Source organism: Paenibacillus sp. JNU01 (assembly GCF_059130585.1).
The window spans coordinates 6,045,125-6,070,670 of record NZ_CP169723.1; the positions used below are offsets into that span (position 1 = coordinate 6,045,125).

Sequence of the window (25,546 nt, forward strand, 5' to 3'; positions counted from 1 at the left end):
AGGCCTGATGAACATAACAGGGGAGCGAAGAATGTGGTCAGTATCAAGGATATCGCCAAACAGGCGGGAGTTTCCATCTCTACGGTGTCATATGCGCTTAATGGTAGCAACAAAGTGACCGATGAGACGAGTTCCAAAATTTTGGCCATTGCCAAAGAGCTGAACTATGTTCCAAATGCCGCTGCAAGAACACTGAAGAAGAGAGAATCCAAAATTCTGGGTGTATTTTTGACCGATTTTAGAGGAGATGTGTATGGAGACTTGCTGAGTGGCATGAAAGCTGTATGCAATGCTCAAGGCTATGACCTGATCGTGTGCAGTGGTAAACAATCCCATCGCATGCTTCCAGAGAGGATGATTGATGGTGCAATCATTCTGGATCATACGTTTGCAAGTGAGGAACTGATGCAATACGCCGATCGGGGCCACAAAATCGTTGTATTGGACCGTGAGATGGATCATCCCAACATTAATCAGGTTCTGTTGGATAATAAAGCCGGGGCGACACTTGCGATGGAACATCTTATTGAGCAGGGACATAAGAAAATCTACGTGGTGACAGGACCGGAAGGTTCGTTTGACTCTGTGCAGCGATTAAAGGCTGTGAGACAGGTTGCGGAACGTGAAGCCGATGTGGAATGGATTGAGATCACGGGAGATTTTGAAAAGAGTGGTGGAGAACAAGCCGCAGATCAGATTGTGCAGGAGTATGATGGGCCCGCAGCAGTATTCTGCCTCAATGATGAGATGGCTATTGGCTTGTGTGATCGTCTGGCAGAAAGTGCACTTGGCGTTGGTCAGGAGGTCGATGTCATCGGATTCGACAATATTGAATTGAGCAAGTACGTCCAGCCGAGATTGGCAAGCATTGATTATTCCAAACGCAAGTGGGGATCACTCGCCGCTGAACAATTGATCAAAATTATTGCTGGAGAACCCGTCGATCATGAACGAATCTATGTGACATTAGTTGAGGGTGGGTCAGTGAGTGGACCTATGCCTTCTGATGCTGTTATATCCATGCGGAATGAACGGGCGGTAAGCTATTGATACCGAATATGCGTATCCTGACTGGATTGATGCGTGGAACAAACGGCACAGCAAGAGGCAAGGCTTAGAAGAATCGAATCATTCTTTTAAGCCTTGCCTCTTGTTATTTCAAGGATGAAGCAATAGAAAAAGCCTCTCCGGAGAGAGGCTTGGCCTTTTACAAGCCTTTTGTCTTGTCATTGTTGTAGGATGAAGTGAGAATGCCTGTAATGAAGAGAGTCAATACAATTGCAATAATCCAGAATGTCAGTGAAAATGACATACCCTTCGCACCTCCTGCACAAGCTCATTTTCTTCTATTATAACCATTATAGGTAGAAAAGAAATGCTTCATCCTATTATTTGTAAAATAAAAAGTGTGTGGGCACCGGTCTTAGACTGCCATCCGACGGGTTATTTACAACCCGATTATTCAGAATAAGCGAGGAAGATCCGCCGCCATCCAGATTATAGGCGTCGATAACCCCAAGCTTGTACAGCCGTCCTTGCAACTCTTCTAGGGTAGCACCGGAACTTCCGCCTTCATTATATCCATCGACTACAATGATCAACAATTGATCATCCTTATAATTGCCAATGACCGTACGTGGTGCTCGTTTGGGTGATACTTTCCACTTATCGGGAATTGTGGTTTTACGCCCATTCTGCAACAGCACCGGAACAAACGTAGCCCCAAACTGTGGCCGCAGGCGATCCAGTGAATTTTTATCGAAGAACTTGCCTCCGACCAGCTTGCCGGCATCGTTAAGTCCTACAAAAAACAGGTCTTTGAAACTGGCCTGAAAACCGTTCACGTATTTCCCATCCATAACCGTTGTGCTAAGTGGGTAACGTTTGCCGCCACTGTCAGCAAATCCACCTGCGTTGATCCCGGCAATCGCGCCGTTACGCTTCACAGCCTGCATGGTTGTCTCAGAACGGCCAGGTTCACTGTCCAGAGCCATCTGCATAGCAGTGGGGTCTTTTAGCTTAATCTTCATGGCATAGCCCTTATAGGTGCCAGGATTCACTCTGTACAGTTCAATCGTTAGCCGGTCACTGTCTACCCGTTCAAATGGAACGCCAAGCTTGGATGTAATCCGTTTGTTGTAGATCGTTTCCGGACGATCCGCCTGAGCGGAAGCCTTCTGTACGAGTGTAGACATCGTACTTGTTGTTTTATTATAGAGCTGTGTCGTTCTTTTAATAGAAGAAGAAGTCTGGACAGCAGCCTCTTTTGCCCCGGCAAGCTCTTGGCTAATTGCTTGGGCCCGGGGTGTAATCGTATCCTCTGACAGTTCGGCAGAAATCAAACCTCCGGGTTCGAGCGGAGGACGAAGCAACAGCAGGCATAATATCAATCCAACAAAAGGAGCGAGTGCAAGCATAAAAAAACGATTAACCTGTTTGACGGGTGTAATCATTTGAGCAGGTCCATCTTTTTCTGGAGTGTCTCCAGTTGTTTTTTGACTTCGCTCAGCTGGGTATAGAGTTTGTTGCTGTTATCCGTTTTGTCACTTGCATTATCCTTGGTGAAAGTCAGCAATTCATTGAAGGATTGAACTTGTCCCTGCAGGTCTTCTACTTCCTTAGATATCGTTGTTAGCTGATTTTCGTAGTCGGTTTTTAACGCTGTAATCTGCTGCTGATTATGGGCCTGAAGCTGGTTAATCATCTGTTGCTGGAGATGGTTACTATAATAGTAGGTTCCAACGACTCCCAGTGCAATGAGCACAATCCACATTACCAGAAACAGCTTGATTGAAGATCCGGCCTTGCCTTTGGCGCTCCGGGTGTGATGGATGTCAGAGGGCGGGGCAGATGGTTTCATATCATCACTCCTGGTCATTTATAGGTACAAAAATTTTTCCAGTCCTCATTCTATCATGCCCCTATTGATTACGCAAAAATGAAATTCTTTACTTAATAGAGTAAAAAGAGATTGCATCGGAAGGAAGTCCTAGGATACAATTTCTTATAGATGCAATAAGTAGGAACTTTGGGCAGGTTTTTCGACTTTTTTAGATAGAAATGCAGGAAATTTATACTATATTTTTACCTTTCCGGGGATGGGAAGATGGACGTCATGGTGTTTTTATAACAAAATACGGTGAAAATAGAGCTTTTTTATCGGCTGCATCCTGTGTTTTTCTATTTTTCGACATAATCCGACCTATGCTTCTTCTATACTCGGACTGTCGCATAGACGATGGCATCATCATGACAGAAGCTAGAAGCTATTTGTCCAATACATAACAGGGGGAACAACAATGAAAAAAGTATGGCAGGTGGTCATCGTAGATATCCACCCCACCAGCATGCTCGGTACAAAATTGATTTTGGAAGAGCAGCAAGATCTGACGGTACGTGGCATGACCTCGACCGGAACAGAAGGGCTCGATCTAGTGAATATGCACCAGCCTGATCTGATTCTGATGGATTATCGTCTTCCAGAGGGCCCGGCCGATCAATATATTGCCCAGATGAAGAATCTGTCAGCTCACAGTCACATCATCATTCTTACGGATGAAGATAATGTGAAGCTGTTTCGTCATCTGATGAGTCTTGGTGCAAGCGGCATGTTATCCAAACAGGCTTCCCCTAGCCAGCTGATTCATCTGATCTCTGGGTTACGTGAGGGCCATGTGTCCATTCCATTGGCGTGGTTAAACAGTGCGGAGTGGGCGCAACCTGTGGAGTCTCCGACAGAATCACGTGTAATTGAATTAACAGAAACCGAAACTTTTATCATGGAAAGAATTGTTCAGGGTGTAACCTATGATAAAATAGCGAATGAGATCAACGTTAGCAGACGTTCCATTGATAATTACCTGCGTAAAATATACGTGAAACTGGAAGTAAGCAGCAGAGCACAGGCCATTGAACGTTATGCCTTGCATGCAAGACAAGTGAAGACGGGATCCTGACGAATCGGGTTTGTTCTTCTTATTATCACAACTGGTCGATATGCATCCGGTCATATTCGATGGCGAGCACGAATAGGTTGTAGGGCTGCGGACTGCGAGTACAGTTTCGGAATAGGGATGAAAGGGGAACGGATCGATGAAATATTTCTTTGCTTCCCGTACCAACAGGCTTTTGTCATCACCACTGAGGGATATACGTGAGATGTCTGGCAGAGATTATTTCATTTCTCTGGCAGAAGAATTGCCTGCGGAGGAGTTGTTTCCTTTCAAATTGTTGGAAGAAGCAGCGGTGTCTGTCTTTAGTTCAGGCCCCTCCGCATTGCAATATGGAGAGCCAGCAGGCTACACCCCCCTAAGAGAGTGGCTGAACAAGGACTGGAATGCACGCAAAGGCATACGAACGGTACCCGAGCAGATTCTGTTGACCACTGGTACCCAGCAGGCCATCGATCTCGTGATGCGTCTATTACTTGAGCCAGGAGATTCCGTACTGGTTGAACATCCCACATCTCCAGGCTGTCTTGAGGTTCTGGAAATGCAAGGAGCCAAGATTGTGCCCGTAATGGGTGATCGGGACGGCATACTACCAGACCTTTTGGAGCATCACATGCAGCAGGTTAGACCGAAGCTGCTTTTTGCTGCACCCAGTTTCTCAAATCCGACAGGTGCTTTGTGGAGTATGGAGCGTCGGGAGGCTGTCCTTGAACTGTGTTCGCGCTATGGTGTACTGCTAGTGGAAGATGATTCTTACGGGGAGCTTCATTTCGATGGCCTGGAGCCAACGGAATTCTATCGTAAATACCCTTCACTCTTTGCACTGGATACTGCAGATCAGGGTGGACATGTTCTATACATTGGTTCATTCAGCAAAACGGTAGCGCCCGCTCTTCGAACCGGATGGGCCGCGGGACACCCGGCACTGATTCAGGCCATGGCCTCAGTTAAACGGATTGCCGATGGTCAGTCCAGCCCGATGAATCAGCGGCTGTTGTATCAATTGCTTGCCCAGTCCCCGTTTCGTTGGAGTGATCACCTGTCCATGTTGAATCGGGAGTATAAGACAAGACTCAAACTGATGCTTGAACTGTTGAAGAGACCAGGCTGGAAAGGGTGTCAATACAACATTCCTGAGGGTGGAATGTATCTGTGGGTACAGTTGCCGGAAGGATTGGATAGTGGCGCTCTGCTTAAGGCTGCTCTGCCCAAAGGGGTATCTTTTCTGCCTGGATCGCTATGTTCTACAGGTGTACAGGATCAACGTTACATTCGATTAAATTTTAGCCATCCGGGTCGGGATGAACTGCTGCTCGGCATGAATCTGATCAGTGAAGCCATTTCCGAATTTACGGCTCGTAGCTAAGACAGATCCAAAATAGATTGTGGCAAAATTAAAATTGGTTCATGACCAAAGTGATTACGTTATTGCATCCACTAACATTTTTATATATAATATGAATTAATGAGTTGTTGGTTTCTTTATATAAGCTACAATGGTGGCCAGTTCAGAAAGAGCACTCATATATTTTATCTAACGGGGGAAAATTCAACATGTCTAATATTTTATTCGTTAAAGCAAATGACCGTCCTGCAGATCAAGCAGTCAGCGTTAAATTGTACGATGCATTCTTGAGCGCATACAAAGAGTCCCACCCAGGTGACACAGTTACTGAGTTGGATCTCTACAATACAGAATTCCCATTCTATGGTAACACTGCAATCACAGGTACTTACAAAGCAGCTAACGGTTTTGAACTGACAGCTGACGAGCAAAAAGCAGCTTCACTTGCAGCACAGCTTCAAGATCAATTCTTGGCAGCTGACAAAGTGGTATTTGCATTCCCGCTCTGGAACTTCACTGTTCCTGCACCATTGGTAAACTACATTGCTTACCTGAGCCAAGCTGGTAAAACATTCAAATACACTGCTGAAGGTCCTGTAGGACTTGCTGGCGACAAAAAAGTAGCTTTGCTTAACGCACGTGGTGGCGTGTACTCCGAAGGTCCAATGGCAGCTGCTGAAATGTCCCTGAACTTCCTGAAAACAGTTCTCGGCTTGTGGGGTATTCAAAGCCCTGAAGTGGTTATCGTTGAAGGACATAACGCTTCTGCAGATCGTGCTGAAGAGATTGTTACTGCAGGTCTGAAATTGGCTTCCGAAGTAGCAGCAAGCTTCTAATAACAATTTTCTATATGTAACACATAAAAACACCTGTTGTCTCCTCTGGAGATTACAGGTGTTTTTGCATTCTCATTTTCATATCACGTACTTCGAGTGTTTCCATATCAGTTATGGCCTGTATTTTTCAAGTATTGCTCCGCGGTTTCAGCGATATGTGCAAGGTCGCCCTTATGTTCACCAGATACGGAATACGTTACATCAAGTTCATTAATGGTTCGTTCAATCATATTATTATCCTCAAGCATGTGTGCATGCTCGGTTAACGCTTGTACTCCCTTAATCGTCAGAATATATTTCCCTCGGGAGAGGCGTTCAAACCAGCCATAATAATTCTTTTGCAGAATCGCCGCGGCAGAACCTACACCCGTTTGTCTGGCGAGTATGACGGGAGATGATTCTCCGTTCGTTCGCAGAGCAGATGCGACTCGTAAGGCCTTCTCACGATATGCCGTGACCAGCTGTCTGCGTGTGCTGCCTCCCGTATTATAATCACCACTGCGTTCGTCGAATTCCTTAAGCAGGCGTTTCCGCCGAACACCACTTTTGCGAGCAACCTGATTGCGGCCAGTGAGGGGAGTCTGTGCAGAAGGCTCACATAATACATCAATTAGGGGAGGTTTGGTTTTGTAAAATGTGACTGTCAGCAGCCCCAGACCAAGCTGTCTGCATAATGCAGTCAGTTCGCTCCAGCGTTGGTTCACGGCTCCACGTTTGCTGCGATTGCGCTCGACGGCCAAATACACGAACGGGCTAAGCTTCAAGCGCTGCATGCCTTGCAACAACAGGGAGAGATTAAATGTTTTTTTCATCTCCACAATCAGTGGTTCCTCCTGATCCGATCTGACCCCTACGAGGTCACAATGTCTAACTTCCGCCTTTACGTCGAAGCCACGCTGCTCGAAGAAAGCCTTCACAGGCGAATATAATTCGGTTTCGTATTGCACTGCCATCGTTCGTGCTCCTTTCCCAAAGTAGTCAGAGTTCTGACCGCATTGTCCGGTTTCCTGAATTAGAACCCTCATTATATCATATTCGTTCTTTTTTTTCTGAACGCACAAGATGTCTGATAGAACAGGGAAAAGCCAAAATTCGAAGCCATGGATTGAAAAAAAGAGGTCAACTTATCCGAATTGCCGCATAGGTATGTAATACACTTTTCACAACAAAACAAGATGTTTGGACAGAGGGTGGCGGGACTTCACAGGACCGCAAGATTGGTATTCAAGCAGGAGCCGCAATTCTATTGATTTCTTCATACCATTCGGAATGGTTGACAATCACACTAAAGGAGCCATGGGAGGTACCAAGCATGAATATTTTTGAACGCGTTGCGGAACATCGGGCAGAGAGTGACCGTTTGACATGGAACGGAACATTTGAAGATTATATTGAACTGCTGAGAGAGGACCCGACTCCGGCAATGACGGCTCACGCCAGAGTGTATGAAATGATTGAATCGTTTGGCGTGGAAGAAGTAGGTGGGCATAAGCGGTACAAGTTTTTTGAGCAGGAGATCTTTGGATTGGATCGATCCATTGAAAAGCTGGTTGAAGAATACTTTCACTCAGCAGCACGCCGCCTGGATGTACGTAAGCGGATCTTGCTGCTTATGGGTCCCGTAAGTGGAGGTAAATCGACGCTGGTGACGTTGCTGAAGCGGGGGCTTGAACAATTCTCGCGGACAAAAAAAGGTGCTATCTATGCTATTGATGGATGCCCGATGCATGAGGAGCCACTGCATCTGATTCCATTGGAACTTCGTCCTGAAGTGGAAAAGGAAATTGGAGTTCGTATTGAGGGGAACCTTTGCCCATCTTGCCAAATGAGACTCCGTACCGAATATGGCGGTGATATCAGCAAGGTGCCTGTGGAACGGGTTATTGTTTCCGAGGATAATCGGGTGGGGATAGGAACATTCAGTCCTTCCGATCCGAAATCGCAGGATATTGCCGATCTGACGGGTAGCATCGACTTCTCCACCATTACCGAGTTTGGTTCTGAATCCGATCCACGTGCCTATCGTTTTGATGGAGAGTTGAACAAGGCGAACCGCGGATTGATGGAGTTCCAGGAGATGTTAAAATGTGATGAGAAATTTCTGTGGAATCTGTTGTCGCTTACACAGGAGGGGAATTTCAAAGCAGGACGTTTCGCCTTAATCAGTGCAGATGAGATGATTGTGGCGCATACGAATGAATCGGAGTATAAGTCTTTTATCTCCAACAAGAAGAATGAGGCACTGCAATCCCGGATGATTGTCATGCCGATTCCATACAACCTGAAAGTATCCGAGGAAGAGAAAATCTATGCCAAGCTCATTCAGCAAAGTGACATGAAGCATGTTCATATTGCACCGCATGCATTGCGGACTGCAGCCATTTTTTCCATACTTACCCGCTTGAAGGAAACGAAGAAACAAGGCATGGATCTCGTGAAAAAAATGCGGATGTATGACGGTGAGGAAGTGGAAGGTTATAAAGAAGCCGATCTGCGAGAGATGCAAAATGAGTATCTGGATGAAGGGATGTCCGGCATTGATCCGCGGTATGTCATCAATCGGATCTCCAGTGCTTTGATCAAGCAAAATCTTCAGTGCATTAACGCGTTGGACATTCTGCGGGCCATCAAGGACGGTCTGGACCAACATGCTTCCATTACGAAAGAAGAGCGGGAGCGTTATCTGAATTTTATTGCTCTTGCACGCAAGGAGTATGACGAACTGGCCAAGAAGGAAGTACAGAAAGCATTTGTGTACTCATTCGAGGAGTCGGCGAGAACATTATTTGAGAACTATCTGGACAACATTGAAGCATTCTGCAACTGGTCCAAAATTCGTGATCCACTCACGGATGAAGAAATGGACCCGGATGAGCGTTTGATGCGTTCCATCGAGGAGCAGATCGGAATCTCCGAGAATGCAAAGAAAGCATTCAGGGAAGAGATTCTAATCCGAATCTCGGCGTACTCCCGTAAGGAGCGCAAATTCGAGTACAGCAGCCATGACCGTCTGCGTGAAGCGATTGAGAAGAAGTTGTTTACAGATCTGAAAGACATCGTCAAGATTACAACCTCCACCAAAACACCAGATGCAACCCAATTGAAACGAATGAATGAAGTGATCAAACGCTTAATTGAAGAACATGGATATACCGCAGCCAGCGCCAATGAACTGCTACGCTATGTGGGCAGTCTGCTTAATCGCTAATCGGCAACGAACCATTCCGGATCAGGCTTCTGATGTCTGCTGTGAGGCTCCTTCACAGCAGAGTCAGGGCCTTTTTAGTTCCATAAGCATCTTATTAATCTGAAATACTGACAAATAAGGTTAATTTTACGGTGAATTAGTTCTAAAGGTGTATGTAAGTTTGGGTATTTTAGTCTATAATCAATACATATATTTACAATTTAAAGTAATGGTGTTTATTAAGGAGCTGACTGAACCAGATATGAGCAGTATTTCCGCAACAAGACAGAAGCAACTTGATTACATGGGATTAACCGCAAGAGATCTGGCACTGCTTGCCGATCATCGGCCTGTTTTTAAAAAAGTCGTGAATGAAGTGGTGGATCATTTCTACAATCACGTGGGGAATTATCCTGATCTGGTAGATCTGATTGCCCGATTCTCTACAATTGATCGTCTAAAGGAAACACAGAAGATGTACTGGTTATCGATGACGGATGGAATCGTGGACGACGCATATATTGAACAACGTATTGCGATTGGGCTTGTGCATTCCCGTATTGGCCTGTCCGAAGATTATTATCTGGGTACCTATATGGTTTACCTTGATATTGCAACGAGCATATTCCAGCAGGTTATCCCTGATTCCTGGCATCTTGTCATTCAGGCGCTCAGTAAAATGTTTAATCTGGATTCACAGCTTGTCCTTGAGGCATATGAGAAGAAAGAAAAAGAAAAGTTACATCAGCTTGCCGATGATCAACAACATACTTTGCAGGCGATCACGCAAATTACCCAAGAGCTTACAGGCATGATCAGTGAACTGAATGAAAATGCGCTGGCTATCTCGAATGTGGCCAAAGAAACAGCTGCTTCTCAGGATCAGGCTCAAGTTCTGCTCACGGAGTTGACCGGGGAGATCCAGCAGATTGGAAAAATGGGTGAACTCATTCGCGAGATATCGGATCAGAGTCATCTTGTCGGCCTGAATGCAGCGATTGAAGCTGCTCATGCAGGAGAGTTCGGTCGTGGCTTCGAGGTCGTCGCCAGTGAGGTGCGCAAGCTCGCAGCCAGTTCCCGGGATGCCCAGGGTAAAATTCAGTCTAATCTAGAGCAGATCATGAAGAAACTAAGTAGTGTGCAGCAAGAGTCGGATCATACGTCTCGTGGAGCACGTAGCCAAGCTTCACGCTCGGCTGAACTGGCTGTATTTGCAACAACAATGGAGAAACTGTCTCTGGATTTGAAGAATCTGGAACAACAGGAATAGACGTTAAAAGCAATAGGAACCTTCCATACCGTTTCAGGCTGTTTTAAGCTATAATGGGTAGACAAACCTGCCGATGTTATGGAAAATGCAGCCGGAGACAGGGGATTTGAAAGAGGTTGAGGTGATCAGATGGCTTCTATCCATGATGTGGCCAAGGAAGCGGGAGTATCTGTTGCAACCGTTTCCAAAGTGATAAACGATTATCCTGATGTAAGTGAAAAAACACGCAAAAAAGTCAATATAGCCATCGAATTATTGAAATATCAACCGAATGTGGTCGCACGTGGACTTGTAAAACGCCGTTCATGGACGGTAGGTGTATTGTTGACGGTCCCATTTACAAACCCTTTTGTGTCGGAATTGCTGGAAGGGATTAAGACTGCGCTAGAGAACAGTGGTTATGATCTGGTCCGGTTGTCTACACGATTCGATGATCCGACGTACTCGTTCATCAAACATTGCCGCAGTCGTAATGTGGATGGTGTGGTGGTATTCGGGGAAGGCAGAGATAACGCGAGTATTCAGGAACTGGTGGATGCAGAGATCCCAACAATGTTTATCGATACGGACCTGTTGGGCAAACGCGCCGGTTACATTACTACGGATAACGCAAACGGCATCTCCATGAGTGTCAAACATCTGTATGAGCTCGGACACCGCAAGATTGCTTATATCTCGGGAACACTCGGACCTGCCGTAGCTAATCTGCGATTGGAAGGATATCGGGAAGGACTGCGAGAATGCGGCATTCCGTATTCTACGATATATCTGGAAGTTTGCGATTACTCATTTGATGGCGGTAGCAAGGCTGCAAGAAGATTGTTGGCACTTCAGGATCAACCGACGGGGATTGTCTGCGCATCAGACATGTCTGCCTTTGGGGCAATTCATGAAATTGAAAAGCATGGACTGAGTGTGCCAGAAGATATTTCTGTTGTCGGATTTGACAACACATATTATGCTGAAGTATTCAAACCGGGACTGACCACGGTGAATCAGAATATCTATTCGATTGGCATTAAGTCCATAGAATATCTGATTGCCATGATTGAGAATCCGTCTTATTCTCCACCCGTTGTGACGGAACCTTCCAATTTGGTCATCCGTCAGACGACAGCGCCTTTAAAAGTGTAATGACGTTTCACACGTAGCACAGCGAACAAGCTGTGCTTTTTGTCGTTCTATATTATGGTGAAGATTTTAGAAGAAGTCCTATAGTTTAACGGGTAAACAAAGTTTGCTGGCAATCGTATAATGAAAGTGCTTACAATTTCTGTTGAATAATGTCTATCCAATCCTGCCCAACGAACTTGTGAAGGGCGGACGCATGACAGAACAGAGGTTACTCTTCACAAACAACCAAGGAGGAGATCGGATGCATTTGAGAAAATGGTGGAGCTTGTGCTTGTCGGCGGTATTGATCTTCAGTTTGTTCCCGAGTGTGGGAACAGGAGGGACACGTGCTCAAGCGGCTGCTGACGTTAAAACGGGCGATGATGAAGTGCTGTTCGAGGCTAATTTTGAAGATGGTGCGTTGGGACAATGGCGTCCACGGGCGAGTGAAAAGCTTGATATCGTAGCGCAAGGTCACGACAGCACACGCAGTCTGAGAACCTCTTCCCGTACCGAAACGTTCCATGGACCCTTAATTGAAGTAATGGACCATGTACAGAAGGGCAGCACGGTTCATATTTCGTTTTGGGCCATGTACGATGAAGGACCTGACAGTCAGGTCATTAACGGTTCACTGGAGAAAGAGTACAATAACGACGCTTCAACTCGTGAATATGCTACATTTGCCTCTGCAACCCTGAATAAAGGACAATGGAAAAAAATCGAGGCGGATGTGGTGATTCCAGGGGAAAATAGTGGCATCACCGGATTCCGGATGTATGCAGAGACACCCTGGAAGACGTCAGCGGAAGTGACGCCGGCAGATACAATTACTTTTTACGTGGATGATGTTCTGATTACCGAAGCCGAAAAAATAGAGATAGAGCCGAACATTCCGAATCTAGTGGATGTCGTGGGAAAAAACTATGCCATGGGAGCGGCAATCGACCAGTCTGCACTGGATGCAGAAGATCCGCATTCCCAGTTGTTGACCAAACATTTTAATAGTATTACAGCCGGCAACTTTATGAAAATGGATGCGATGCAACCAAAGGAAGGGCAGTTTGTCTGGTCAGAGGCAGATCGTCTGGTGAACTTTGCCGAAGCAAATGACATGGAGGTAAGAGGTCATACCCTGTTATGGCATAGTCAGGTGCCGGACTGGTTCTTTACCGATCCGAATGATGCTTCCAAACCTGCCACGCGTGAACAGTTGCTTGCACGGATGAAAACTCATATTCAGACCATCGTGACTCGTTACAAAGGAAAGGTTCATACATGGGATGTCGTCAATGAAGTCATCTCGGATGGAGGCGGCTTGCGCAATCAGGCGAGTGGTTCCAAATGGAGAGATATTATTGGGGATGTGGACGGTGATGGAGATGACAGTGATTACATTGAGCTGGCTTTCCGATATGCACGCGAGGCTGACCCGGATGCTGTATTAGTGATTAATGACTATGGAATGGAGGGCAATGGAAACAAGGTGAATGATATGGTGAAGCTTGTAGAGAAGCTGCTTGCCAAAGGAACACCGATTGATGCGGTTGGATTTCAGATGCATGTGTCGATGTACGGACCGGATGTAAAGCTCATTCGTGAGGCTTTTGAGAAAGTGATCGCTCTTGGTGTGAACGTACAGGTTACAGAGCTGGACGTTTCGATCTATTCAAGTAATTCTGAGCAGGAGATGCCTGTTACGGATGAATTAATGTTGCAGCAAGCTTATCGTTATCGTGAGCTGTTCGATCTGTTTGACGACCTGGGAAAACGTGGTGTCATGGACAGTGTTACCGTATGGGGACTTGCGGATGACGGTACATGGCTTGATAATCATCCAGTCAAAGGACGCAAAGATGCACCATTGTTATTTGATCGTAAATTGAAAGCAAAACCGGCCTATTGGGCACTGGTGGATGCTACCACGCTTCCGATCTATCGTAATGAGTGGACAGCACTGAAGGCCAGCCCTACTTTTCCAAATCACAAAGGACAGGAAGATGTTCTATGGGGTGCTGTGAAAGGGCTTGGAATTAATCATCTGGCAGATGGTGTATCCGCAGTTACGGGTGAGGCTCGTGTAATGTGGGATGCCAAAAAAGTGAATTTACGAGTGGAAGTGAAGGATACCACACGTCGCAAAGGGGATCAGGTGCAGGTTTTCCTCGCGGAAGAAGTAAAGAGTACAGGCGCTGCCACTTCTGAAGCTGATCTAACTGCCAAGAAGAAAAATCCGCCGTCTGCAAATGGTCAATATACGTTCAAACGGGAAGGCGGTAAAGGCAAGGATAAGAATGCATACAACGTACAGGAGACAAAAACGGGTTATGTTGTATATGCATCCCTGCCGATGTCAGCTGCTTTACTTGCTGAAGGCCAGGTCTTGTCTTTAGATTTTCGGATTACGGATGAATATGCTGCGGGCAAGACAGCTACCATCGTCTGGAATGATATTTCCAATCAACAGCCTGATAAACCAGCCAACCGGGGGAAACTGAAGCTGGGTTCTGTATTGAAACAAACGAAAGTCACGTATGGCAAACCTGTAATTGATGCGAAAAAGGATGACGTATGGAAAAAGGCTGCATCTATTAAAACGGATGTCTGGGTCATCGGAAACTCAGGTGCAACGGCGACTGCACAGCTGTTATGGGATGAAAAATACCTGTACGTATTGGCAGATGTGAAAGATCCTCTGCGAAGCAAATTAAGTTCTAATGCACATGAGCAGGATTCTATCGAGATTTTTATTGACCAGAACAAAGATCAGACTACTTTCTATCAGGAGGATGACGCTCAGTACCGGGTTAACTTTGATAATGAGGCTTCTTTTGGAGGAAATGCACGGAAAGAAAACTTCAAATCAGCTACCCGATTAACAAGCGGAGGGTACACCGTTGAAGCGGCAATCCCACTAGATAGCGTTCGTGCTGAAGGGCAACGATGGATTGGATTCGATCTTCAAGTTAATGATGATGGCGCGGGGGATGGCAAGCGAAGCAGTGTGTCCATCTGGAGTGATTCATCAGGTAATTCTTATCAGGATACTTCCGGTTTTGGCAGTCTGTTACTGACTCGCAAATAGAATATTGAGCTGTGTATCAGAATATGAGAATGTCAGCTATTAAACCTCGTTTTTCTGGAAATAAGTGTTGATTTTAAAGGCTGGGACGTTTAGACTATATACATTCAAATAAACGGGTTCCAATGTATGACAACGGCTTCAACTGAGTCTGTGGTCACGAGTCAAATGATGCGGAGGGAGTGCCTGTCATCCAGACAGCGCACTCGCTTCTTTTTTACATTTTTGCATACATATGAGGCATTTCCCGGTTGAAAGGACAGAGTGAGTGGAGCACCTACATGGTACGTACAACTTAGAACTTGTTATTTTATCCTATATTATTGCATCGTTAGCTTCGTACGCAGCCCTTGACCTTGCAGGCCGTGTAAGTCAGGCTAGCGGGATGGCGCGGAACGTATGGCTTACCTGCGGTGCAGTCTCGATGGGGCTGGGGATCTGGTCCATGCATTTCGTAGGTATGCTGGCTTTTGTTCTGCCTACGCAAGTCTCCTATTCCACCGGTAAGGTTGTTTTATCTGTTCTACTTGCTATTGTCGCATCGGGGGTAGCCTTGAACATTGCGGGAAGACAATCGGGCAGGATTAGCAAGCTCATGATTGCTGGAGTGCTTATGACAGTCGGAATCAGCTCAATGCATTATGTGGGAATGGCAGCGATGTCGACTCCGGTTACATATGAACCTGGCAGAGTGATGTTATCCATTCTGATTGCAGCACTTGCTTCATTTGCGGCACTATGGCTCATGTTTTTCTTCCGATATCATCAATCCAGACATACCTGGGTTTACAAGATGGGCAGCGGTCTTATTATGGGTGTTGGAATCTCTGGCATGCACTATACTGGGATGTCAGCCGCACAGTTCCATCATTCACATGCCTCGATGGCAAGTTCAGGGATGCAGATTGAACCCGGTATTCTCGCCTACCTGATCGCATCGGGCACATTTATTGCCTTGGGCTTGACGTTATTCGGCATATTTATCAACCAGCGTATGTCCCAGAAGGATCGACGGATTCATGAGAACGAGCAATGGTATCAGGCCCTGTATCATAATCATTCGGATGCGATCATTTCAGTAGACAAGGAAGGCATTGTCAAAGGCATTAATGCTGCGGTAACAACAATCACCGGTTATCCTGAAACAAGGGTCATGAATCGTTCCATTGATGAGATTGTTCAGCAGATCGATATAGAATGGATCAGTGAATTCTATTCCATTGATTGGGATGATCATGGGATGGAGCAGATGCATTACATGGCCAAGATGAGAGACGTGCGGGGTGAACTTCTGGACCTTAGTATTGTTGTAGTCCCGGTTGTCATTGATGGTAATCATGTGGGCAGCCACATTCTGATCAAAGACATTACGGAGGAGAAGCAAGCTCAGGAGAATATTCGTCACCAAGCTTTGCATGATCCGTTGACGGGGCTGCCCAATCGGCGCAAGCTGGATGAGGTGCTGGCATGTACAATCCAATCTTCAGAAGAAAAAGGACATTCGTTTGCTGTTATGGTGATGGATATAGACCGATTCAAGATGATAAATGACTCTTTGGGACACTCCGTTGGAGATGTATTTCTAAGAGAAGTCAGCAACCGGATTATGAAAGCCATAGAGGCTTCTGATCCCTTGGCTATGGAGAATGTCATGCTGGCCCGCATGGGTGGTGACGAGTTCACACTCGTTGTGACCCATGATCAAGCGACAGAGGTAAGAGTGGCAGAACTTGCTAAACAGATTGTTGAAGCCATTCAGTTACCCTACCGCTTGAAGGAAAATGACTTTTACGTGACCGCCAGCATTGGAATTGCGATGTATCCCCATCATGGAGTGGGCGTCGATGCTTTGCTGAAACATGCGGACTCCGCCATGTATGAAGTGAAGAAGAATGGCAAAAATGGCTTCCAATTTTACACGGCCCAACTGGATTCGGAACTTTATGAACGCATTGAGCTGGAAGGATACCTGCGTAAAGCGTTGGAACGCGATGAGATGGTTCTGTACTATCAACCGCAGATTCGTACCGAGGATAGTCGTATGATTGGTGTCGAGGCTCTTATACGTTGGAACCATCCACTCAAAGGGCTGCTTGCACCCAATGTGTTCATCCCGCTTGCAGAAGAGACAGGTATGATCTATGAGATTGGGAAATGGACGCTGCGCGAAGCGTGCAGGCAGATGAAGCTCTGGCATGCCAGCGGTGGGCCGCTCATTCCGGTATCGGTAAACTTGTCCAGCCAGCAGTTCCATCAATCCAACCTGGTAGAACAGGTCAAGAATGCACTCTTGGAGACAGGACTGGAGGCACGTTATCTGGAGCTGGAGATTACAGAGAGCATGATGATGGATGCAACGGTATCTACAGCAATTCTGAATGAACTTAATGCACTGGGTGTCAAAATCAGCTTGGATGATTTCGGTACGGGATACAGTTCCCTGAGTTATCTGAAGCATTTCCCGATTCACAAGCTTAAGATTGATCGTTCATTCGTGACGGACATTACAGAGAGTCACAGCGATCAGGCGATTGTGGCGACCATTATATCGATGGCACAGAATCTCAAGATGGAAGTGATTGCCGAAGGCATTGAGACGAAAGGTCAACTCGATATTCTGATGCAGAATGACTGCCGGGAGATTCAGGGATATTATTTCAGTCGTCCACTGCCCGCAAGTGAAGTGGAACATGACTTTTTTGTGCCGCTGCGATTGCAGGGGACTGGTTCACCAGCGTTACCTTCCTAATTTTTTTGTATGCCAAGCGGCAAGTTCCCGTGTGTGTTGGGAACTTGCCGCTTTTTTAGTCTTATTTTTTATTAATCATTAATTTCATCCGTGATAAGAACATTTATATTTTCGTTTCCAATAATGATAATCCATAACCTCACATAAACTTGCGGTGATGCTTCTTACCATCATACGTAAACCAGATCGGTTTATCTTCCACACGTGTCTCTACATGTACCGTACGTCCCCAAAGGCGATACAGATAAGGCAGCGTGCGTTCCATGTATTTTAAATCCAGCTCGATGCCCTCATATTGATGTTTCAGTACGAGTTCACCGGTCCGCAGATAGTCAGCATCTTGCACGACCAGATAAGGTGATCCCCCGTTGACACGTGAAAATACGAGCTGATCCCGAATGTTCTCCCAGGACTTGTCGGTGATTTTCCAGTCCGGTCCTTTTTTCTCAAATACGTAGAGGTCGAGATCCTCGGTCAATTGCTTGGTCATGTAATTGCGGATAAAGGAGGTGTCGGAATCGAATTCACGTACCTCGAACATTTTGGCACGACCTTGCCCTGGTTTGCGGCCCCAACGTTCCTGTTCTTCACGGGTGGGGTTATCCCAACGCCGTTCAATATCCTCGAAAATCTTCAGTCCCAGATAATACGGATTCAGACTTTGTTTGGATGGCTGCACGACAGAGGAGTTGAGCTTCGCGAATTCAATCGTGTCTTCACTGTTGAGATCGAGTTCACGGATAATGCGTTGATGCCAGTAAGATGCCCAGCCTTCATTCATGATTTTGGTTTCCATCTGTGGCCAGAAATATAACATCTCTTCACGCATCATACTCATGATATCCCGCTGCCAGTCGGTCAATACTTCCGAGAATTCCTGAATAAACCACATGACATCCTTCTCCGGTTCGGGCGGAAAGTGATGAACCTGAATACCTTCGGCGGGTGTTTCTTCGGTCTGCACATCATCAAGTGACCACAGATCATCATAGCGACCTTCCGGCCGTGGTGCTTTCTCACCGCGCTGCTCCCGCATTTTCATCTCCATATAGCGTTGTTTGTCCAAATGGCGGGGTTTAATCAGCTGTGGGTCTACATGCTCCTGAATGGCAATGACAGCATCGATAAATGCTTCAACAGCTTCCGTTCCATACTCCATCTCATAATTGCTGATCCGGTCGGCCGTAGCGGCCATGCTTTCGACCATATTACGGTTGGACTTGGAGAAGCGGGCATTGTTTTTGAAAAAATCGCAGTGGGCCAGGACGTGGGCTACGATCAATTTGTTCTGAATCAGGGAATTGCCATCCAGCAGGAAGGCATAACAAGGGTTGGAATTGATGACAAGCTCATAAATTTTGCTGAGTCCAAAATCGTATTGCATTTTCATCTTATGAAAAGTTTTGCCGAAGCTCCAGTGACTGAAACGGGTCGGCATGCCATAAGCTCCAAAGGTATAAATAATATCCGATGGGCAGATTTCGTACCGCATGGGGTAATAATCCAGGCCGAATCCATTGGCAATCTCCATAATCTCGGCAATGGCGTATTCGAGGTCGCGAATCTCATCTGTCATCTAACGCTGCCTCCTTCCCTTTTCTGGAAAAAGCTGCGCAAAGCTTTGTACACTTCGCCTTTTTCTTTGATCACATAATACATGAACTGATCCATCTTGATATGACGGTAAGCTGACATCAGTGTGCTGCTGCGGTTGTACTGATTCACCTCGCCGTACCCAAACATGTTGCTGCGTTTCATTAACTCCCCGATCAGCTTCACACACCGTTCGTTATCCGAGGTTAGATTATCCCCGTCAGAGAAGTGGAAAGGGTAGATGTTGTAGCTTGAAGGTGGATAACGGCTGTCAATAATATCCAACGCCTTCATATATACAGAGGAGCAGATGGTGCCTCCGCTCTCGCCACGGGTAAAGAACTCTTCTTCAGTAACTTCCTTGGCTTCCGTATGATGGGCGAGGAAAACAATCTCGACTTTCTCATACTGACGGCGTAGAAAACGGGTCATCCAGAAGAAAAAGCTACGCGCGCAGTATTTCTCAAACGAACCCATGGACCCGGATGTATCCATCATGGCAATAATAACGGCATTGGATTGCGGAATAATTTTGTCTTCCCATGTCTTGTAGCGGAGGTCATCTGGACTGATATGATGGATGCCCGGGGTACCGGTCGTTGCATTGCGACGTAGATTCTCCAGAATGGTACGTTTCTTGTCAATATTGGACTGCATGCCTTTTTTGCGAATATCGTTGAATACCACCGTATGTGTCTCAATCAAGTCTTTATCTTTCTGCTTCAGATCGGGTAATTCCAGCTCAGCGAAGAGCATATCTTCCAATTCCTCAATACTAACTTCGGCTTCCACAATATCATGACCAGGCTGATCGCCAGCCTTTTCGCCTTTGCCGGGTTTCTGCGAAGCAGAGGGATCACGACCGATGACGTCTCCGACCTGACTGTCACCGTCTCCTTGACCGACATGTTTTTGCTTCTGGTAGTTATACACAAAACGGTACTCATCCAGACTGCGGATTGGTACCTTGATGATTTGTTTTCCATCAGACATGATGATGTTTTCTTCCGTAATCAGATCAGGCAGATTCTGCTTGATGACATCTTTCACCTTTTGCTGATGGCGCTGTTGGTCCTGGTACCCTTTGCGGTGAAGCGACCAATCTTCCTTCGACACGACGAACGAGTAAGGCTGGTGTGAATTTGACATGTAGGCACCCCCCATTGATTACGCGGCACAGTTTGGCCTGTCGGTAATTAAGTATATTCACGGGCGAGGACGATATGTGATGAGAGTGGATATAAAATGATACAATTACACAAGTTCACCTCAGAGGTAAGGTGTGTCGTCAGAACAGAACGGCTCCATTTTTTACATAAACAGTGAACAAGTGTGATATCCTTCCTTTACAATAGGAGAAAGACATTGATCTGGCATCTGATAGAAGTATTTAAAAAGTCCACTTTTGATTCTCTAAACACAGACTATAGAGATGCATGAAAAGGAAGGATGTATGTGAATAAAAAGGCGATCAAGGCTTGGATTATGTATGATTGGGCCAACTCGGCATATGCGACAACTGTGCTGGCAGCAGTACTGCCTGTATTCTATGCTTCGGTTGCTGCGGCTACGCTGGATACAGATACGGCCGCATCCTACCTGGCCTATACCCATTCCATTGGCATGTTGTGCGTAGCTCTGCTAACACCGCTGCTTGGCACGCTGGCTGATTTGTCAGGACGGAAGGGCGACTTCCTGCGTATATTTGCAATCATTGGTGTCCTTGCCACATTGGGATTCAGCGCAATCGGAGAAGGGGACTGGTTACTTGCTTCCGCATTACTGGTCATATCTACGATTGGTTTTGCAGGTGGTAATACCTTTTACGATGCCATGCTGCCGGATCTGGTACGTGTGGAACGAAGAGACATGATATCTTCCAAAGGTTATGCCTATGGTTACATTGGAGGAGGTTTGCTATTTGCAGTGAACATGCTGATGATTCAGCAACCGGGCTGGTTCGGGATGAGCAGTACATTGGCAGGCACAAGGCTAGCTTTTATCTCCGTGTCGCTGTGGTGGTTTTTGTTCTCAATACCGATCTTTCGCCATGCTCCGAGACGGCCAGCATCACCAGATCTGCCCGGCACGTGGAAAGGGTATGCTGCGGTGGGTGTTCGCAGACTACGGCAAACCTTTCGTCAGATGAGGCGTTTTCCCCAGTTAATCCGCATGTTGGTGGCTTTCTGGTTTTTTAATGACGGCATTAATACCATCATTCTGATGGCTACGATCTACGGGACAAGTATAGGCATAGGTACATCCGACTTGATGCTGGCGCTACTGTTAACCCAGTTTATCGGTTTCCCTTGCACCTTGTTACTGGGAGCCTGGGCACAGCGCTGGGGAGCGAAGCGGGTATTGATCTTCAGTTTATCTGTATACATATGTATCGTAATTCTCGGTTATTTCATGACACAAGCGATTCACTTCTATATGCTCGCTGGATTGGTTGGTGTCGTGCAGGGTGTAAGTCAATCCACAGCTCGTTCCATGTTCAGCAATCTGATGCCAGCTGGCAGAACAGGTGAGTATTTTGGATTCGTGAATATTACAGGCAAATTCTCTTCGATCTTCGGTCCCTTTGTGTTTGGTTATGTTGGGCAAATAACAGGTTCTACACGTTGGGGAATTCTGTCCCTCATTTTCTTTTTCGTCGCCGGAATTGCAGTATTGTTAACTGTAAACGTACAGAAGGGAATGCAGGATGCTACTTTTGCAGATGAGGAAGAAGGGCGTAAGGGGAGTGTCGGAACTCTGCTAGGCAAAGTTCAAATGTAGGGTCTACTGGTTAGTTTTTTGATAGGTGTCATATCCAACTTCTCGTTGGAATACTCATGGCTTCAGGCGTTGTTCTTCGCAGAACATGTCTGAAGCTTATTCGCATTTATGCAACTTTATTAAGATTGATAGGATGAAGTGATTAAACGACAGACAGCAGAATACAGTGAAAGAGTAACAATTTATGAAAAGGTGAAAATAAAAGATTGACATGATACATTTTGTATCATAGAGTAAAACTATGAATACATACTGTATCTGAGAGTTGTCGAATACAACCATGTGTTTTGCTTCATTGCCGTGTAAGATTCCGCCGGAATATTGCAAAATACTGACCAATAGCGTGCATGTTACTCGTTTTGCCAAACACAAAGGTAGAGTCTGGTCTATCCCGGCTACATATTTATACTAATGAACAGAGGAGAGGCTGCCATTGATCGATGCTCAAGGTAACGGACTTGTTTTCTTACTATGTGTTCCCCGCAGTGGTAGTTCCTTATCCACCGTCATGCTGCAAAATCACAGTCGTATATTTGCCACCCAGGAAATGTGGTTTCTGATGAATCTTGTCGATTTGCCCAAAGGTGATTCACGCGCTTATGGTGGTAGCTCCATCGTTCGTCAGTTCTACAATGCCATGGTACCCGAGGATGTCTTCGAAAAGGCGTGCCGAAGTTTTGCTCTCGAGATCTACAATGGATTCCTGGAGGGTAGCGGAGCAGACTTCATCGTAGATAAATCTCCACGGTACTATTACATGCTTGAATGGCTGGATCGTCTGTTCCCTCAGTCCAAGCGCATTCATCTCCAGCGTAATCCTCTGGCCATAGCTGCATCATTCAAAAAGGTAAACCGCCATACAGGAGAAGGATTCGACCTGATTCATAGTTTGCAGAGCCCCAAATTAAATATGAAATCTGTGGATCTCACACTTGGGATGCTCCGCTTGAATGATTATTTTGCCGAACCACACTCCAATGCGTATGAGTTGCAATATGAACAATTAGTTTCTAATCCTCAGGAAGAACTTGAGAAACTATGCGCATTTCTGGGAATTCGATATGAACAGGGTATGGAGCAATATGGACAGTTTCTGGACAGTCCGAAGTCTGACATGTTTTACAGTATGGGCGTGGGTGATCCATTTCTTTCTTCGCATCAAGAGGCACATCAGGGTTCTGTTAACAACTGGAAAAACATATTGGAGCCGGGTGAAGTTGAATTGTATTGCCGTGTGATGGGGGCAGATCTGTTCCACCGGATGGGATACAGTGAACAGCTCGCAGAAGCCGAACAATGGACGGGAGTCCATTATGATGCAAGTCCTGATCAAGAGGTTATCGACCGGATCACGCATCAGTTGACAGCAGCGACTGGTTGCCAGTGGCAACCGCAATACCGAATGCAGCCAGCAGATTCTGTCGTTCATGCTCCGCCTGGGACTCCTGATGACCAAGTTGTCGAAGAACCTGAAAAGACAGACCCTACACTGGCTGCACTGGTCACGATCAGACAACTGCAAGCTGCATTACGGGCGGCAGATCATCGTCTGGAACGGGGATACAGTGAGCGGGAACGCCTGAAAGTTCAGTTGGCTTCTGCTCAAAGCAAAATACAGCGTATCAAATCATGGGTACCATTTGGTCATCAGATCAGCGCCTGGGCTTCACAGCGCAAGATTCTACGGGGAGGAAAGTCATGAGCGCCATAGCGGGAATTGTTCATAACGATGGTCAACAGGCGCTATGGGAAGACAGCTGGCGCTTGTATGCAAGCCTGGGGCATGTGCCTGCGGACACAACAGGAGTGTGGAAAGGCAACGAGGCTTTTCTTAGCTGTCATGCCCAATGGATTACACCGGAATCGGTTAGCGAGAAATTGCCTTTATATGATGAGGAAAGTGGCCTGACGATCACGGCAGATGCCATTCTGGATAATCGGGAACAACTGGCAGATCAATTACAGATATCCAGAGCTGAACTGGCTATGTTGGCTGATAGTGAACTGATCTTGCGTGCCTATCAGCGCTGGGGAGACGATGTAGCTGTCCGATTGCTGGGGGATTTTGTATTCGCCATATGGGATGAGCGGAATCGCAAACTGTATGCAGCGAGAGACATTACAGGCATGAGAGCTTTCTATTACCGACACGATGGTTCACGATTTGCTTTCTGCACACTCATGAATCCGTTGCTCGGGCTTGAAGGGGTACATAAAGAACTTGATGAGACCTGGCTATCTGAGTTTCTTGCCATTCCCGACATGCATGATTCAGCAGATATCAATTCGACCGTATATCGTGGGGTAAGCCAGCTGCCTTCTGCACATACACTTGTCTTCCGTGACGGCAGGCTGGAGCTGAAGCAATATCATCGTTGGGATGAAGTGGAACCTCTACGGCTCAAATCCGACGGTGAATATGTAGAAGCGTTCCGAGAGGTATTCGCTCAGGCAGTCGGATCACGATTGCGAACGCACAGGCAGGTGGCTGCCGCATTAAGTGGAGGACTGGACTCGGGGGCCGTGGTAGGTTTTGCTTCCGGAACACTGAGAAGTCAGGGCAAACGCCTGCATGCCTATAGTTATGTTCCCGTACCGGATTTCACTGATTATACGTCAAAAACGTTGCTAGCCGATGAGAGGCCCTTCATACGTTCCACGATTAATCACGTCGGCAATATTACGGAGAACTACCTTGATTTTGAAGGCAGAAGCCCACTTAGTGAAATAGATACGTGGCTCGACATTATGGAAATGCCCTATAAATACTTTGAAAATTCATTCTGGATTCGCGGATTCTATGAAAAAGCAAGCCAGCAAGATGCAGGTATTCTGCTCACAGGCGCACGTGGTAATTTCACCATCTCCTGGGGGCCGGCTCTGGATTATTACGCCAGTCTGCTGAAAAGTGGCCGATGGTACCGCTGGTTCCGTGAGATGCAGCAGTATAGTGAACGGACTGGCATGCCCTTCTCCCGTATAGCCAAGATTACGGGGCGAAAGGCATATCCGGAATGGTTCAAGGCTCAGTCCAAGGGAGCAAGCAAGGCTGCATCTGTACAGTTGATCCATCCTGATTTTGCGCAAAGAACGGGTGTGCTGGAACGACTCAAATCTATTATTGTTCTGCAAGGCGGCGCGCAGGCGGATGCACTAAAGGTTCGTGCCGAGAAATTCAATAACCTGGCCATTGCGAATAAAAATGGTGCCGTAGCCACAAAATTTTCTCTCCGTTATCGGGCTTGGGAACGTGACCCGACCAGTGACATCAGAGTTATTCGATTCTGTCTGTCTGTACCGATTGAACAATATGTGAAGCACGGAACGGATCGTTCATTGATTCGCCGGGCGACTTCACCCGAGTTGCCCGACAAGGTCAGACTGAATCAGCGTGTACGGGGGGTACAACCGGCGGATTGGCTACATCGCATCATTCCAAATTGGGAGGCGTTTACGGCCGAGTTGCGTGCGTTGTGTTCTGACAGCAAGGTCGCTGGCATATTAAACACGGAGCGCATCCAATCTGCCCTGGCCAATTTTCCGAGTCCGAGACCGGAGCTCGCTTCACATCCGGATCTGCGATTGATGATGCATAGTCTGATCGTGTACCGTTTTATTCGCAAATTTTGACCATGTGCAC

The 25,546-nt window shown here is 46.5% G+C and carries 17 protein-coding genes; 12 read left to right on the plus strand and 5 right to left on the minus strand.

All coding sequences use genetic code 11. The annotated features are described in order from the left end of the window. The first annotated feature begins 33 nt into the window (after positions 1 to 33). Positions 34 to 1,050 carry a LacI family DNA-binding transcriptional regulator gene (locus NLBNIHML_RS26590; RefSeq protein WP_472479047.1) on the plus strand — a complete coding sequence of 339 codons (1,017 nt, stop codon included), beginning with the start codon at positions 34 to 36 and terminating at the stop codon, positions 1,048 to 1,050. Between the two features lie 338 nt (positions 1,051 to 1,388). On the opposite strand, the gene NLBNIHML_RS26595 is transcribed toward NLBNIHML_RS26590, so the two are convergent. After that, positions 1,389 to 2,453 (minus strand): phosphodiester glycosidase family protein, encoded by a 1,065-nt coding sequence (locus NLBNIHML_RS26595; RefSeq protein ID WP_339240898.1) that lies wholly within the window; start codon positions 2,451 to 2,453, stop codon positions 1,389 to 1,391. Further along, the gene (locus tag NLBNIHML_RS26600; protein ID WP_339240899.1) at positions 2,450 to 2,860 is read right to left on the minus strand and encodes a hypothetical protein; all 411 of its coding nucleotides are present in this window, start codon (positions 2,858 to 2,860) and stop codon (positions 2,450 to 2,452) included. The genes NLBNIHML_RS26595 and NLBNIHML_RS26600 overlap by 4 nt, the downstream gene beginning before the upstream one ends. A gap of 439 nt (positions 2,861 to 3,299) precedes the next feature. Between NLBNIHML_RS26600 and NLBNIHML_RS26605 the strand changes: the two genes are divergently transcribed. From NLBNIHML_RS26605 to NLBNIHML_RS26615, 3 genes are all read left to right on the plus strand, one after another. After that, entirely contained in the window at positions 3,300 to 3,956 is a 657-nt protein-coding gene (locus NLBNIHML_RS26605) for a response regulator (protein WP_339240900.1), read from the plus strand. A 136-nt stretch (positions 3,957 to 4,092) separates the two neighbouring features. Next, positions 4,093 to 5,316 (plus strand): aminotransferase-like domain-containing protein, encoded by a 1,224-nt coding sequence (locus tag NLBNIHML_RS26610; protein WP_339240901.1) that lies wholly within the window; start codon positions 4,093 to 4,095, stop codon positions 5,314 to 5,316. 188 nt (positions 5,317 to 5,504) lie between these two features. Continuing rightward, positions 5,505 to 6,131 (plus strand): FMN-dependent NADH-azoreductase, encoded by a 627-nt coding sequence (locus NLBNIHML_RS26615; protein WP_169478771.1) that lies wholly within the window; start codon positions 5,505 to 5,507, stop codon positions 6,129 to 6,131. 107 nt (positions 6,132 to 6,238) lie between these two features. Here NLBNIHML_RS26615 and NLBNIHML_RS26620 read toward each other — a convergent pair whose 3' ends face one another. Beyond that, the gene (locus tag NLBNIHML_RS26620) at positions 6,239 to 7,084 is read right to left on the minus strand and encodes a DUF2161 domain-containing phosphodiesterase (RefSeq protein WP_472479042.1); all 846 of its coding nucleotides are present in this window, start codon (positions 7,082 to 7,084) and stop codon (positions 6,239 to 6,241) included. Between the two features lie 359 nt (positions 7,085 to 7,443). Here NLBNIHML_RS26620 and NLBNIHML_RS26625 point away from each other — a divergent pair, with 359 nt between their 5' ends. From NLBNIHML_RS26625 to NLBNIHML_RS26645, 5 genes are all read left to right on the plus strand, one after another. After that, complete coding sequence (locus NLBNIHML_RS26625) at positions 7,444 to 9,339, plus strand: PrkA family serine protein kinase (RefSeq protein ID WP_339260066.1); 1,896 nt, start codon at positions 7,444 to 7,446, stop codon at positions 9,337 to 9,339. Positions 9,340 to 9,580: 241 nt separating this feature from the next. Then, complete coding sequence (locus NLBNIHML_RS26630) at positions 9,581 to 10,588, plus strand: protoglobin domain-containing protein (RefSeq protein WP_339260068.1); 1,008 nt, start codon at positions 9,581 to 9,583, stop codon at positions 10,586 to 10,588. 129 nt (positions 10,589 to 10,717) lie between these two features. Further along, on the plus strand, positions 10,718 to 11,722 hold the full coding sequence (locus NLBNIHML_RS26635) for a LacI family DNA-binding transcriptional regulator (protein ID WP_339240906.1): 1,005 nt from the start codon (positions 10,718 to 10,720) through the stop codon (positions 11,720 to 11,722). A 241-nt stretch (positions 11,723 to 11,963) separates the two neighbouring features. After that, on the plus strand, positions 11,964 to 14,786 hold the full coding sequence (locus NLBNIHML_RS26640) for an endo-1,4-beta-xylanase (protein WP_494353189.1): 2,823 nt from the start codon (positions 11,964 to 11,966) through the stop codon (positions 14,784 to 14,786). Positions 14,787 to 15,051: 265 nt separating this feature from the next. Further along, complete coding sequence (locus tag NLBNIHML_RS26645; RefSeq protein WP_494353190.1) at positions 15,052 to 17,532, plus strand: EAL domain-containing protein; 2,481 nt, start codon at positions 15,052 to 15,054, stop codon at positions 17,530 to 17,532. Between the two features lie 139 nt (positions 17,533 to 17,671). Here the strand turns inward: NLBNIHML_RS26645 and NLBNIHML_RS26650 are convergent, their stop codons facing one another. Continuing rightward, entirely contained in the window at positions 17,672 to 19,108 is a 1,437-nt protein-coding gene (locus NLBNIHML_RS26650) for a SpoVR family protein (RefSeq protein WP_339303226.1), read from the minus strand. Next, positions 19,105 to 20,274: a sporulation protein YhbH gene (gene yhbH, locus NLBNIHML_RS26655; protein ID WP_036609998.1), complete on the minus strand. Its 1,170-nt coding sequence runs from the start codon at positions 20,272 to 20,274 to the stop codon at positions 19,105 to 19,107. Before yhbH ends, NLBNIHML_RS26650 begins: the two co-directional genes overlap by 4 nt. Positions 20,275 to 20,580: 306 nt before the next feature. Between yhbH and NLBNIHML_RS26660 the strand changes: the two genes are divergently transcribed. From NLBNIHML_RS26660 to NLBNIHML_RS26670, 3 genes are all read left to right on the plus strand, one after another. After that, complete coding sequence (locus NLBNIHML_RS26660; RefSeq protein WP_494353191.1) at positions 20,581 to 21,906, plus strand: MFS transporter; 1,326 nt, start codon at positions 20,581 to 20,583, stop codon at positions 21,904 to 21,906. A gap of 433 nt (positions 21,907 to 22,339) precedes the next feature. Further along, complete coding sequence (locus tag NLBNIHML_RS26665; protein WP_494353192.1) at positions 22,340 to 23,608, plus strand: sulfotransferase family protein; 1,269 nt, start codon at positions 22,340 to 22,342, stop codon at positions 23,606 to 23,608. Then, positions 23,605 to 25,536, plus strand: a complete 1,932-nt coding sequence (locus NLBNIHML_RS26670; RefSeq protein ID WP_494353193.1) for an asparagine synthase-related protein — start codon at positions 23,605 to 23,607, stop codon at positions 25,534 to 25,536. The genes NLBNIHML_RS26665 and NLBNIHML_RS26670 overlap by 4 nt, the downstream gene beginning before the upstream one ends. The last annotated feature ends 10 nt before the right edge of the window (positions 25,537 to 25,546 follow it).